The sequence below is a fragment of the Neptuniibacter sp. 2_MG-2023 genome (genome assembly GCF_030547495.1).
Classification (GTDB): Bacteria; Pseudomonadota; Gammaproteobacteria; order Pseudomonadales; family Balneatricaceae; genus Neptuniibacter.
This window is the reverse complement of sequence record NZ_JAUOQC010000008.1, coordinates 15,587-28,421: the sequence shown is the minus strand read 5'-3', so window position 1 is coordinate 28,421 and position 12,835 is coordinate 15,587. Positions and strand designations below refer to the sequence as shown.

Sequence of the window (12,835 nt, the reverse complement as noted above, 5' to 3'; positions counted from 1 at the left end):
AACCAATGATGAAACGAACAGCTTTTTTTATCTCTGATGGCACCGGCATTACCTCTGAAGCTTTAGGACACAGTCTTTTAGCCCAATTCGATAGTATAGAGTTTGAGCAGATAACACTTCCTTACATAGATACGCCCGAAAAAGCGCAAGAAGCGGTATCTCGTATCAACAATGCAGCAACTAAAGATGGCACAAGACCGCTTATTTTCGATACAGTAGTTAATGAAGATATTCGCGCCATTATTGCTGAATCTGTCGCATTCAAAATTGATGTTTTTTCAAGCTTTTTAAAACCGCTCGAAAGCGAACTCAATGCCCGCTCGAATTACTCTGTTGGTAAGTCCCACGGTATTGTTGAGCAGACGCGTTACAAAGATAGAATTGATTCCGTCAACTTCGCAATAGACAACGACGATGGTGCCAGAACACGCCAATATGCAAATGCCGATATTATCTTAGTGGGTGTATCTCGATGCGGTAAAACACCCACCTGCCTTTATATGGCGATGCAGTTTGGAATCAAAGCGGCCAACTACCCTCTCACAGAAGAAGATTTAGAATTCAATAAGTTACCTGATGTTCTTGAAAAATATAGACATAAGCTCTACGGCTTAACAATTGACTCATTTCAGTTAGCGGCAATACGGCATGAGCGCCGCGCTAACAGTAAGTACGCTTCTCTAGACCAGTGTGATTTTGAAGTGCGTGAAGTAGAGAAGCTATTTAAGAAACTTAATATTCCCAGTATTAATACAACTAACTTCTCTATAGAAGAGATATCCACCCGAATTATGGCGCAAGCAGGCCTCAATCGCAGGATGAATTAGTCCTGCGTTGAAGCGCCTTTTAACTGCCGTACTAAGCCTCTAAACTTTTCAGCTTGATGCTCTTTATTCGGAAGATCATCTAGCGCTTTAGCCATCAGCTCATATGCAGGTATAAGCTCCTTATAATCAGGAAAATCTCGGTGTAAACCATTCAGTAATTTCACAACAAAAAGGGATTTGCCCGAATCAAAGCACCCTAAGGCGAGTTGATAACGCACTTCAGGTGATGCCGGTACATATTGCTTATCGAGCAGCAAAATACGCTGATAAACCGTTGTTAATAGATTCTCCCGACCATAGTTTTTTAAAATCGCTAAATAATCGACTAAGAGATTATCGATCTCCTTGATTCTCTTTATGCCACAAAGAAAATCAAAGAAACGGCTATAAAAATCATAATCATTGATGACGACTTTAGTCCCCTGCTTAAACGTAGCCAGCGCCCCTTCAAAGTCACCCTCTTTGGTAAGAATATCAACTTTAGACAACACTCTATTTTTCTCAGAGCGTTGATCTGAAGGTGTCGATGATTCTAAACGGCTAGAAAAACCTAATGCTTTTTGTTTCTGAAAAATGAGATAACCCATTAAGTGGAATATCACTATCAGATAATAGTAAGAGACGATGCTCTGTAAAACCGCCGAGAAAAAATAGAATTGCTCGTCTAATATCTCATGCAAGGTACCAACCGAAGCCATCATGATCGTAATAAATAATAGTAAGAGCAGATAAGCACTACCTAGCGTCACAACCAATCGCCCAATCTCAATGGGATTAATCGCTGGGCCTATATCCTCAAACCGCGCATAGTTAATAAAAACAGCAGGCAAACAGACTATCCAAAAGATCAAAAATAAGACGGCAACAAGCCCCCCAAAGACTCTTTCAACACCTGAAATCATTAAACTGATAACAATCAATATCACAATAATATGCCATATGATTTTAAAGCCGCCGGAAAACGCTTCATTCATATCAGGTGCTCTGAGAACCCCCATTGTCGTGCCTTGTAAGCACAGAAAACTGTATTTGGTTGTGATAGCGGTTATTGCGAGAGATATACAAAAACCCGTTATCCCGCCAATAAATGCACCTATAGAGGTGAGAACCGATGCAATCATGATCAATAATATAGTTTGTTTATTCATTGGATATTGAAAAGCACTATCCAACCTCCGCCAGAAAGGTGCGATATCGGCAGAACCTAAACTATCCACCTCACCCCCACAGACAAAACAGCGCGGCTCGGGGTATTCAGGATCATCATCAATACAGTGATCGCATAAACTGATCTGACAATGTTCACAATGATAGGTTGCTGCAGTTAGTGGATGGTATTTGCAATACTCCATATTGCATTTAACTCCTACAAGCGGTTGTTAAACCGATAAAAACTCGGCGTATTAAATCACCCATATCACTTAATGAGTCATCCTAGCTCTATAACATTTAATATCTACGGCATCGTTCATAGATCTCAACAGCCGCTTTTTCATATTTTACTTTTTTCGCCTCATGCTCTCGCTCACCAAAGCCGATGGAAAGCTTTCTCGCAAAGTGGCTCAAGGTCTCATTTTTGATCCCGTTAGAATAAAGATAAATAAAAATCTGTTCAGAGGTCATTAGGCTAGGCAAGGCTGACAAGCGCCAGCCTAGCTGAAGAACCTCATCATTAGACATGCTCTGTTTCAGGCTTTCATTATCTAACCAAAGTGTTTCCACCCTTTCCAACTGGTTAAGATTGAGTTTTTCCATATTCAATAGCTTGATAAGTGCGGCTTCCTGCTCTGGATCTTCACGTCCTTTTAATATTGAGTATTTCAATTTCAGCAGGTCAAAATCTTCGCCATAAGTATCAATAAACTCATCTAACGCTTTTAAAGCCGTATCAAAAGAGAAACGGCCTAAGGCTTTATAAATTTTATCTAAATCTCTCTGCTTTGGAGACTCAACCTCATCCTCTGCCAGATATTCCTCATCCAACATTTTTGGATCGACCAGCAATGCAGTCAATATCAAGATAGCCCCACTAATAAAGCCCCCAGTATGAGCCATAAAGGCAACATTAGAGTCCGTATAAGTGAGATAGTTATAGAGCTCATTTGCTATATAGAGCGGAAGAATAAACAGTGCTGGGGCTCGAATAAAACCAACAAAAACAAAAAACCAGTAAAAAAACTCTATCTTCCTAAAACGAAACACACCTAAATACATAGCCATCACTCCGGAAATAGCACCGGAGGCACCCACCAGCGCATTTGGACTGTATTGATTGACCATGACAAACAGAACGCCACCAGCGATACCGGAGACAAGGTAAAACAGAAGAAACCGAAAGTGCCCTATAGCTGCTTCAACAGCAAAACCGAAAATAACGAGGAAAAACATATTTCCAAATAGGTGCATAGGACTACCATGCAAAAATTGATAGGTGACTAATTCAGCAAGACCAAGATCTTTAGGCTTTAAACCGAAACCATAAAGGGCGGTTGATTCAAATTCATCGTGTATTTGCCGCCTATCTTTCCAATAATCCCCTTTTGTAGGTTCTTGAAAACTAACCCAGTGGGCATTTAAATAGTCAAGAAAGTGAAAATCGCTAAGGATATAAAAACTAAGCTGCTGGTGATGGCCTTGGTTATAAAGTGTTTGGTAATCGGAGATAATAGCTTCAGGAACATCATTACTTTGAAGATAATCAAGATAGACAGGCCACTCTGTTTCAAAGTATTCCAACCTGTCATAACGATCTAAAGCACCTTGAAGCTTTTTTTCATCTCCTCCTTGATATACAAAAAAAATAATCACATTGGTGAGCACCAAGATGAACAGCATGATTGGAGGGCGCTTCCAATCAAATCGTTTTTCCGTTGGTATAATGACCATAACGCGTCAGATCCATCCTCTGATCTACAGTTATCATTTATCTTATTATTATCAGTCTTTAGGAAAGACTAGCACGGTTAAAAGCTTATGCCTGCCTTTCTATGAAAATCAATAAAAAACAGAGAGTTAGAAGACTTACTCAAAACCAATTAAATCCTAACTGACACAAGTTAAGCCTATATCGCTGATAAGATACCCCATCGAACAATGGGGCATATAGCCTGTAATCAGTGGTTTTTATAACTATTATCTTAATCTGCTAACCACAGATAAAGACTCAAGGCTTAGCAACCTCCACAAGCTCAGCTTTATGAAAGTGCACTTCGTTTCCACCTATAATGGCACTGCCATGTATAACGTTTTTATCAAAATTAATCAGCAAGGTAACGTAATCACCGTAGCCTTTCTCAAACCAGGAGGCAAAATAAAGATTATCTTCCACCTCCATTGCTTGATATGGAAAAGTCCCCCACCACACATCCGGTTTTGAGCCTGTCAGATAGCGGTAGCTAACTCCCTTCTCTTCAAACTTCACATTATATGAACGGCCACTCGAGTACATATACGTGATTTGAGTTCCATTCAGAACTCGAGTCGTTTCAGAAGCGTCGCCATAAGTATTTCCAACCGCGAATAGTAAACAAAAGAATGGTAAAACGAGTGAATAGAAGCCGTTTGCCTTTTTCATAATAGTTACCATTTTAGTCTTGGATTAGATCTCAGGTTGAGATTAAAGAGCAACGATCGGGTCGCTTAGCCAACAGCTGATGCATCATTCTGTTTAGACGAGCTAAAGCAATACATCGACGTAGTTATACTGGTATTTTAGTGCTGACTGTTTGAGTACTTTATCAAAAGGCGCTATGAATAGCGCCTCTAAGCGTTATAAAGGCTTAGAGGTGCTGTTTTTATAAAGGTTAAAACCCTTAATCGTCATCATCGGAGGTATCATCATCCGATACAGAAGGAATACTCGCCAAGGTATAGCAGTTTATTTTACGGTTTACTTTATCTTGGTAACGCTTCCAAGTTCGCTCATGGAGAGATTCTGCGTCTTTATCACCTTTGCAGAACGCCATAAACGATTGCTCTTGATCACATAAAGGGGCGCGTGCGCCTGATGCTAATTCAATATAAGCATGACCATGATTCTCAATTAACTGGGCTTGCTCACGCGTGAACTCACCACTGCGTGCAAAACCGTAAGGAAAGTTTTTAGGATCTCTAAATAATTTATCTGACTTGAAAGCGTCATCAAGTTGCATCTACATGCTCCCCAAATCTATTAAGTAATATCGCTGACAATAGAAAAATCGAGTGGTTCTCTTTAACCTTGAGGAAAGATTTAGATGCTAACAGCCTCATTCACAACGGCTTTAACACATACCACCGATCAGTTTTTTTGCGATAATAATCCTAAAAGATGACGAATAGAAGTATTTAAAGAAGCAAAATATTGAGGTTTTTATATCCAGCCTTGCAACCATCGATTTTGGTCTTTCAACTCATTAAAATCCATAGGGAATTGTTGTTTATTGATCACCGCTTCTAAGACACAACCGATGACCTGTTGTTCCAACTCATCCTTAACAAGCTCAGTGACAATAAAGTGTTTCCTTTTCTCGACCGGCTTAACCGCCGTCCACTTGGAAAGCAGGAGTTTATTAGGATTAAATTGATTCATTTGATAAATTCTGCCCAATTAATAACGAAGGTTATAACCATAAATATTAACCCGCTAGCCTAGATCAGCATTAAGGTACGTTTAAATACTTACTGGTACTCTTCAATACTACGCCTACGTTCAGCTGCATAATCAATAATAGGTTGAGGTCGTTGGCCTAAATCAGAAGGCAAAGCATCACCCAATAGATCAGTATCCATATTGGTGTCGCCTGGATGGCCCAAGTCCAACCACTGCTGAGAATAAAGGCCTTTTGCATCAAAACGATCAGCCTGTCGCATTGGATTAAAAATCCTAAAATAAGGCGCTGCATCAGCACCAACCGATGCACTCCACTGCCAACCACCTAAATTAGAAGAAAAATCACCATCAATTAAATGCTGCATAAAAAAACGCGCACCTAAACGCCAATCTTGACGCAGTAGTTTTGTTAAAAACGAGGCCGTTATCATTCTCACACGATTATGCATCCATCCTGTTTCTAATAACTGCTTCATCCCTGCATCAACAATATCAAAGCCTGTTTCACCCTTGCACCAAGCATCAAATTTGGCTTTGTCGTGCTGCCAAGCTATTTTCTTTTCTATATCAGGTTTAAAGGGTTTCCAACGGTTCATTTCAGGAAAAAGAATTAAAAGATGACGATAGAATTCCCGCCAAACAAGCTCAGTAACCCATTGATTATAAAACCATTCAGGATCATCTGAATAAGCTTGCACACCTGCAATACACTGCCTTGCTGTTAGTACACCAACACTTAAATAAGGTGAAAGTGAGGAGGTTCCCGTTTGCGCAGGAAAGTCCCTTAACTGGCTATAATCGGTTAACTGCTCCGACACAAACTGCTGTAGCTTCCGATGCGCACTTTCTGTACCTGCTGGCCAGATCTGTTTATTCCAGTCAGCTCCAAGCCTTAGGCCATAACCTATATCCTCTGGAATATTATCCGTTTCAATAGCAGTATAAACCTTAGACGACAAAGACCGGGGAGCGGGTAAAGGCCCCTGCTCACTCTGTGTAAATTGTTGTCGCCAAGCCTTACTGAATGGTGTGAATACTTTATAAGGCAAGCCTTGTTGGTTAAGCACAGACCCCGCTGGAAGCACTAGATCTGATTCAAAACGATGACAACCTATCCCTTGCTGTTGAAAAAGTTGTTCTACTTGCTGATCTCGTTGCTGCTCATATTCTGGTACTTCATCGTTAAAATAGAGAGCTTTTACATTATATTGCTTAGCTAATCTAAGTAGCTGCTGTGGGATCTCTTGATTAGTCTCTGCATGAATAAGCTTTAACGGAATATTAAGCCCAGCCAACTCATCCTTTAATGAATGGAGATTAGCTAACCAAAACTGAACTCGACTCTTAGATTCATCTTGCAGCATCCACTGTTTAGATGAAATCGCAGCAACGGCAATAACACCCATTTCAGCGCTACTTGCGCTCTGAGCAACATGCTCACAGGCCGTATAAAGGGCACGATGGTCACGGGTACGAAGGTCATTTCTAAACCAAACTAGTTTTATATTTTTCACGACATCTCAATAAAAAAGTTTAAACGCAGCTCTTAAGCCAGTTCCATAGGAAGGAACCCTGTTAGATATAATTTCTTAACCCAAGCTCATGGGGGTAAGGATCAAGATAAGCTTGGGATTTAATATAATCAGAGCCATGTCGTTTTAAATAATGTTTGAGTAATGCTAAAGGAACAACTAAATGCACTTTATTGGTTCTATATTGCTCAATCGCTTCTAATAGATCCTGTTTAGTTTCGGCATCAATCTCTTTTTTGAGGTAGCCCATAATATGCATAAGCACATTGGTATGACTTTTACGGTCCGCTTTTTTGGTCAGATAGGTCATCAGATCAAGAATATATTTTTGCACAACCTCATCTATAGGCTGTTTACATGCTTCATCCGCTAAGTACTTACCCAACTGCTTATAGCCTTCATAACTATGCGCCATTAATTGATACTTATGACGGCTATGGAACTGAATAATTTTATGTAAGCTAGGGTCACTCATAACCTCCCGTTGCCAGTTATAGTAAACAAAGACCCGCGTAATAAAATTTTCTCGCAGTACGGCATCATTCAAACGACCATCTTCTTCTACAGGTAAGGCTGGATTATGCTTCATTAATCTTGCCGCATAAGCGCCGCTACCGGATACATTAGGCATCCCATTTTCATGGTAAACCTTGACTCTTTCCATGCCACAACTAGGCGAGCCCTGCATTAATATATAACCACAAAGGTCTTTCTCTGTACTGCTCACTTGATCAGCATAAGCCGTAAGCCGATCAGTCACATCAAGTGTAGGATCCTTAACCCCAACAACACGTGGAGCCTCAGCACTGCCGACTAAACGTATAGGTTCACGGGGAGTACTCAACCCTATGGCAACTTCCGGACAAAAAGGTTTTAGATCGAAACATTCACTCAATACATTCAAGCAATACTTGGAACGCTTATGACCACCGTCATAACGAACTTTGTGCCCAAGAAGACAAGCACTAACACCGACAGGAATTGAGAGTTTAAGCTCACTAGTTTCCATTCCAACACCCTCTAAATACTTAATTATTCGGCTCAAAGACTATTTAAAAACCGGTCATCGGCTGAACAATCTTTCCTAGTAATGTACTAAATTTGAGTGGTGCATCCGTTGCAATTAAACAGATACAATCCACATCACTATCCACCAGCGGCTGATGCTCCACTTCACTATCAAGGTCCGCGATATCACCCACTGTAAAGCGGCCAATTTCATCAGAAAAAGATCCCTGCAGTATTAAGGTTAGTTCATTACCATCATGACTGTGAGGCAACATAGCCTTGCCTGGGGCAATCCGTAGCAATCGTGATACACCGCCCCGCTCGCTTTTACAGGGAAGATCATGAAAATACACACCTGGGACTATTCGTTTCCATTCAACATTTGCCAATGAACCACCAATATAATCCCCTAAGGCTGTTGGGATACCTTTATCACTGTGATCTTTATGAGGCTTATTAATATCAGGACGATCCAACAGCACCGCCTCTATATCAGATTCCTCATCAATACAGGCTAATAGCTTCTGTAGTGAATCCTCAGCGACCTCTGCTGGTGGTAAAGCATCTAATAAAACACCTCCCATTGCTTCAGAGTGAGCTAATCGTTCACGACACTGGGGGCACATAGAGAGATGACAAGCGGTCACTAAAGCCATTGCTTGGGACATTGAGCCCGCGGCATAGCTAACTAATGTTGCCTCATCAAGATGATGCTTAATATTCATACACCATCCCTCCACATAGTTTTTAACTTTTCAGATGCCAACCTAATTCTTGATTTGACGCTACCTAAAGGCACGCCTAGACGATCAGAGATATCTGCGTGAGATCGCCCTTCAAAAAAAGACATATAGATAACCTGTGCTTGGTTTTCCGGTAAAGTGTTAATCGCACTATTCATCCTGTCAGAAATAACCCCTTGCTCACATGGGTTATCCTGATGATCTGGCTCTTCTTGCCACTCTTCCAGATCGTATTCTGGATATTTCTGCTTACGCATTAAGTCGATACTTTTGTTTCTAGCCAAGGTGAATATCCAAGTGCTCGCGGCAGCTTTATTACTATTGTAAAGATGAGATTTACGCCAAACAGCGAGCATGGTCTCCTGCATTAACTCTTCTGCAACTGTATCCACAAGCCCTAGACGTATAAGGTAAGATTTAACTCTTGGCGCAAAATGCCGAAACAACGCTATATACAGCGTTTTATCTTTACTCTCCGCTAAACGAGATAGCATCTCGCTCCAATCGGGATCTGCACCGCTTAGACGGTTTGACATCGATGGCATAGCTACAACATTTTCCACATCTTCACCTGGTGGTTTATTTTCCATACTATCCCTTACGATACCTTACAAAGATTGGATCACCCCAAACCATATAACTGAAAATATATATGCATAGTACATGATCTTTTTTTCTTCACCCTGCGTAACAAGCGATGAATATATAATTAAATATGGATCATAAAATGAATATTGCCTCTATTCGTCCAAAAAGAATTGCAGTGATCGGTTCTGGTATTTCAGGACTAAGCTGTGCTTGGCTATTAAACAAGGCACACGATGTAACACTGTACGAAAAGGACGATCGACTAGGTGGGCACTCAAATACAGTCACTTGTGATATTCAAGGTAAGCAGGTGGATGTAGATACAGGCTTCATTGTTTTTAACCCTCCAAATTACCCGAACCTAGTGAAGCTTTTTGAAACACTAAAAATCAATACCTGTGAAACGGACATGTCTTTCGCTGTATCTATAAACCAAGGTGCACTGGAATATTCTGGTACAGGTTTATCCGGTTTACTCGCGCAAAAGCGCAATATGATAAAGCCTAGTTTTTGGCAAATGGTTCGTGAGCTGCTTAGATTTTATAACGATGCAAACACAATGCTAGCTCAGTCAGATATCAATAAACTGACCTTAGGAGAGCTTTTACACCAGCATAACTATGGTGATGCTTTTATTTATAATCACCTACTACCTATGGGTGCCGCGATCTGGTCAATGCCTGTAGAAAAAATGTTGAATTACCCGGCCAGCAGTTTTCTCCGCTTCTGTAAAAATCATGGACTGGCTCAGCTTAAAGATCGCCCTCAATGGAAAACAGTAATTGGCGGAAGTCACTGCTATGTTAATAAAATAGCCGATTCCCTACAGAATAAAATCCGCTTAAATAGCCGTATTCACAAAGTTATTCGTTGTGACGATCATGTGATTATTGAAGATCTACACGGTAAACGTGAATACTACGATGATATAGTGCTAGCCTGTCATTCGGATCAAGCCCTCGCTTTATTAGAGGCGCCAACGGATGATGAGAAACGCCTGCTTAACCACTTCCCCTATCAGCGTAATAAAGCATATTTACATACAGATCCATCCTTAATGCCAAAACGTAAAGCGGTTTGGTCAAGCTGGAACTACATATCCACTGGACAACGGGATCAATCTCAAGAGGTATCAGTAACTTATTGGATGAACCAATTACAACCGCTTAACACTGAGCAGCCTCTGTTTCTTTCACTTAACCCGCTAAAAGATCCTCAAGATGGAAGCATCATTCGCACCTTTTTTTATGACCATCCTGAGTTTTCTCAAGGTGCTCTTAATACGCAAAAAGAGTTATGGCAACTACAAGGTAAAAAGCGAACTTGGTTTTGTGGTGCCTACTTTGGCTATGGTTTCCATGAAGACGGGTTGCAAGCGGGTCTCGCCGTAGCTGAACAGCTTGGCGGTATACCTCGACCTTGGACACTCGAAGACAAAAATAGTCGTATTTTTGTTAGCAAACCACAAAGTAGAGAAACAGCCCCAGCTGAACAGGTTAAAGCCCATGGTTAAATTAAGCTCTTGCCTCTATCAAGGGGCCGTTATGCATCATCGTTTTCGCCCTGCAAAACACCGATTTATCTATAAGGTTTTCTCACTTTGCCTAGATATAGATGAGCTACCCCGTTTAGACCGATTTAGATGGCTCTCTATTAACCGTTTTAATCTTTTTTCATTTAATGAAAAAGATCATGGTAGCGGTCACGGCAACTTAGCTGAAAACATCCGTCAGTTACTAACTCAACGGGGTTATAACCAAGCAACACATCGAATACGCCTACTCTGTTATCCCCGTATTCTAGGCTATGCTTTCAATCCACTTAGCGTGTATTTCTGTTACAACCAAGATGATCAATTAGACGTGATCCTCTACGAGGTCAGTAATACATTCGGCTCACGACATACTTACCTGCTTGAGGCTGATAGTAAAACCGATCAAATACGGCATTCCTGCAATAAAGAGATGTATGTGAGCCCCTTTATACCTATGGATACCGCCTACTCTTTTCGTATCTCCCCACCTTCAGATAAGGTCGCCGTCAGCATTCGACAAACAGAGCAATCAACACTAGGAGCAAGGCAACCTATTTTGCAAGCGACATTTACGGGAACCCAAAGCGAGTTAACAGATAAAACCTTACTAAAAGTGTTTTTTAAATACCCCCTAATGACCTTAAAAGTCATTCTAGCTATCCATTGGGAAGCACTCAGGTTATGGCGCAAAAAACTAAGTTTACAGCCTAGAGATACGCGACAAAAACACAGTATTAGCTGGCAGGACAAAAGCGGAGTGACCCATTATGAAAGCTTATGAGCAGCAAACAACCCTTAAAGCTCCCTATTCTCAAGCCACTTGGTTTGAAAAAAAGCTCCTTAGTCTATTCCATAAAAAACTGAATGGTCATCAAGGCACACTTCGCCTAACGCTACCAAGTGGTTTTACATGCAAGATTGGTCATAGTCAGCCAGAAGCCGATATCCAATTAAACAACTTTCGACCACTCTATCGCCTATTTTTTGGCGGTATCAATGGTGGTTCAGAAAGCTATCTAGCGGGAGAATGGGAAAGCTCAAATCTTACAGAGTTAGTAAAATGGGCGCTCGCTTATGAAAGCTCCCTAGCGGACCTATCTAAAGCACGCATAGTGACAAGTACACTCCACAATATCTATCACTGGACGCGCGACAATACACTGACGGGAAGCCGGAAAAATATCGCAGCCCACTACGACTTAGGGAATGATTTTTACAAACACTGGCTTGATAGTTCTATGACCTATTCTTCTGCGTTATATAGTCACTCAGACGAATCCCTTCTATCAGCTCAACAAAGAAAAAACGCGCGCATTCTCGAACTACTCAATGCCCAACCGGGTGAGCATGTAATCGAGATAGGCTGCGGCTGGGGAGGTTTTGCAGCCCAAGCAAGCAAAGAGCATGATCTAAAAATTCACGGCATAACCTTATCCCAAGAACAACTAAAATGGGCTAAACAACGTATTAAAGATGATAATCTCACTGATAAAGTCCATCTGAGTTTAACCGATTACCGTGACCTCCATACCCAATATGATGCGGTGGTTTCTATTGAGATGTTTGAAGCGGTCGGTGAAGCCCATTGGGATACTTATTTTGAAACGTTAAAACGTGTCTTAAAACCTGGAGGCCAAGCTGTACTGCAAGTGATAACCATCGAGGATGAGCGCTTCCATAGCTACAGAAAACAAGCCGATTTTATCCAACGTTATGTGTTCCCTGGCGGTATGCTACCTAGCGTATCAGCCTTTAAAGAAAAACTAAGCGAACATGGCTTTATACTTAAAAAACATCAACTATTCGGTAAAGACTACGCCAGAACTATACGCGAATGGTATAGCGATTTTGAAAAATCATGGGGAGATATTAAAGCACAAGGGTTTGATGAAACCTTCCACCGTTTATGGCGCTACTATCTAGCTTACTGTGAGGGAGGTTTTGAACATGGTTCTATTGATGTAGGACTCTATGTATTAGCCCACGCGGACGATAAGCTTTAAAGCCCACAA

The 12,835-nt window shown here is 41.1% G+C and carries 13 protein-coding genes; 4 read left to right on the top strand and 9 right to left on the bottom strand.

Features of this window, described 5'->3' with window-relative positions:
* Positions 1–8: 8 nt before the first annotated feature.
* Positions 9–827, top strand: coding sequence for a pyruvate, water dikinase regulatory protein (locus Q4486_RS09260; RefSeq protein ID WP_303418077.1), 819 nt, complete (start codon positions 9–11; stop codon positions 825–827).
* Here Q4486_RS09260 and Q4486_RS09255 read toward each other — a convergent pair.
* The 9 genes from Q4486_RS09255 to Q4486_RS09215 form a co-directional block, all read right to left on the bottom strand.
* Positions 824–2,179: a B-box zinc finger protein gene (locus Q4486_RS09255; protein WP_303519168.1), complete on the bottom strand. Its 1,356-nt coding sequence runs from the start codon at positions 2,177–2,179 to the stop codon at positions 824–826. The two genes, Q4486_RS09260 and Q4486_RS09255, sit on opposite strands and share 4 nt — an antisense overlap.
* Positions 2,180–2,276: 97 nt before the next feature.
* Positions 2,277–3,713: a rhomboid family intramembrane serine protease gene (locus Q4486_RS09250; RefSeq protein WP_303519166.1), complete on the bottom strand. Its 1,437-nt coding sequence runs from the start codon at positions 3,711–3,713 to the stop codon at positions 2,277–2,279.
* Positions 3,714–3,990: 277 nt separating this feature from the next.
* Positions 3,991–4,401 carry a MoaF N-terminal domain-containing protein gene (locus Q4486_RS09245; RefSeq protein WP_303519165.1) on the bottom strand — a complete coding sequence of 137 codons (411 nt, stop codon included), beginning with the start codon at positions 4,399–4,401 and terminating at the stop codon, positions 3,991–3,993.
* 238 nt (positions 4,402–4,639) lie between these two features.
* Positions 4,640–4,978: a DUF413 domain-containing protein gene (gene maoP, locus Q4486_RS09240; RefSeq protein ID WP_303417872.1), complete on the bottom strand. Its 339-nt coding sequence runs from the start codon at positions 4,976–4,978 to the stop codon at positions 4,640–4,642.
* Positions 4,979–5,178: 200 nt separating this feature from the next.
* Positions 5,179–5,397 carry a TIGR02450 family Trp-rich protein gene (locus Q4486_RS09235; protein ID WP_303417870.1) on the bottom strand — a complete coding sequence of 73 codons (219 nt, stop codon included), beginning with the start codon at positions 5,395–5,397 and terminating at the stop codon, positions 5,179–5,181.
* Positions 5,398–5,486: 89 nt separating this feature from the next.
* The gene (locus Q4486_RS09230; RefSeq protein WP_303519163.1) at positions 5,487–6,932 is read right to left on the bottom strand and encodes a deoxyribodipyrimidine photo-lyase; all 1,446 of its coding nucleotides are present in this window, start codon (positions 6,930–6,932) and stop codon (positions 5,487–5,489) included.
* 61 nt (positions 6,933–6,993) lie between these two features.
* On the bottom strand, positions 6,994–7,959 hold the full coding sequence (locus Q4486_RS09225; RefSeq protein WP_303519162.1) for a DUF523 and DUF1722 domain-containing protein: 966 nt from the start codon (positions 7,957–7,959) through the stop codon (positions 6,994–6,996).
* A 43-nt stretch (positions 7,960–8,002) separates the two neighbouring features.
* Complete coding sequence (locus Q4486_RS09220) at positions 8,003–8,683, bottom strand: ChrR family anti-sigma-E factor (protein ID WP_303519160.1); 681 nt, start codon at positions 8,681–8,683, stop codon at positions 8,003–8,005.
* Positions 8,680–9,291, bottom strand: coding sequence for a sigma-70 family RNA polymerase sigma factor (locus Q4486_RS09215; protein WP_303417862.1), 612 nt, complete (start codon positions 9,289–9,291; stop codon positions 8,680–8,682). Before Q4486_RS09215 ends, Q4486_RS09220 begins: the two co-directional genes overlap by 4 nt.
* Positions 9,292–9,428: 137 nt before the next feature.
* Here Q4486_RS09215 and Q4486_RS09210 point away from each other — a divergent pair, with 137 nt between their 5' ends.
* Genes Q4486_RS09210 through Q4486_RS09200 form a run of 3 tightly spaced genes read left to right on the top strand, consistent with a single transcriptional unit; the run spans position 9,429 to position 12,826 of the window.
* The gene (locus Q4486_RS09210) at positions 9,429–10,802 is read left to right on the top strand and encodes an NAD(P)/FAD-dependent oxidoreductase (protein WP_303519158.1); all 1,374 of its coding nucleotides are present in this window, start codon (positions 9,429–9,431) and stop codon (positions 10,800–10,802) included.
* A complete protein-coding gene (locus Q4486_RS09205; protein WP_303417859.1) occupies positions 10,795–11,604 on the top strand; it encodes a DUF1365 domain-containing protein in 810 nt (269 codons plus the stop codon). The genes Q4486_RS09210 and Q4486_RS09205 overlap by 8 nt, the downstream gene beginning before the upstream one ends.
* Positions 11,591–12,826, top strand: coding sequence for a cyclopropane-fatty-acyl-phospholipid synthase family protein (locus tag Q4486_RS09200; RefSeq protein ID WP_303519156.1), 1,236 nt, complete (start codon positions 11,591–11,593; stop codon positions 12,824–12,826). Before Q4486_RS09205 ends, Q4486_RS09200 begins: the two co-directional genes overlap by 14 nt.
* The last annotated feature ends 9 nt before the right edge of the window (positions 12,827–12,835 follow it).

Excerpts from the sequence above, each read along its gene's own strand:
- Q4486_RS09210 (WP_303519158.1), top strand. The coding sequence starts at position 9,429 with ATGAATATTGCCTCTATTCGTCCAAAAAGAATTGCAGTGATCGGTTCT.
- Q4486_RS09235 (WP_303417870.1), bottom strand. The coding sequence starts at position 5,397 with ATGAATCAATTTAATCCTAATAAACTCCTGCTTTCCAAGTGGACGGCG.
- Q4486_RS09255 (WP_303519168.1), bottom strand. The coding sequence starts at position 2,179 with ATGGAGTATTGCAAATACCATCCACTAACTGCAGCAACCTATCATTGT.
- maoP (WP_303417872.1), bottom strand. The coding sequence starts at position 4,978 with ATGCAACTTGATGACGCTTTCAAGTCAGATAAATTATTTAGAGATCCT.
- Q4486_RS09220 (WP_303519160.1), bottom strand. The coding sequence starts at position 8,683 with ATGAATATTAAGCATCATCTTGATGAGGCAACATTAGTTAGCTATGCC.
- Q4486_RS09205 (WP_303417859.1), top strand. The coding sequence starts at position 10,795 with ATGGTTAAATTAAGCTCTTGCCTCTATCAAGGGGCCGTTATGCATCAT.
- Q4486_RS09225 (WP_303519162.1), bottom strand. The coding sequence starts at position 7,959 with ATGGAAACTAGTGAGCTTAAACTCTCAATTCCTGTCGGTGTTAGTGCT.
- Q4486_RS09200 (WP_303519156.1), top strand. The coding sequence starts at position 11,591 with ATGAAAGCTTATGAGCAGCAAACAACCCTTAAAGCTCCCTATTCTCAA.
- Q4486_RS09245 (WP_303519165.1), bottom strand. The coding sequence starts at position 4,401 with ATGAAAAAGGCAAACGGCTTCTATTCACTCGTTTTACCATTCTTTTGT.
- Q4486_RS09250 (WP_303519166.1), bottom strand. The coding sequence starts at position 3,713 with ATGGTCATTATACCAACGGAAAAACGATTTGATTGGAAGCGCCCTCCA.
- Q4486_RS09260 (WP_303418077.1), top strand. The coding sequence starts at position 9 with ATGAAACGAACAGCTTTTTTTATCTCTGATGGCACCGGCATTACCTCT.
- Q4486_RS09215 (WP_303417862.1), bottom strand. The coding sequence starts at position 9,291 with ATGGAAAATAAACCACCAGGTGAAGATGTGGAAAATGTTGTAGCTATG.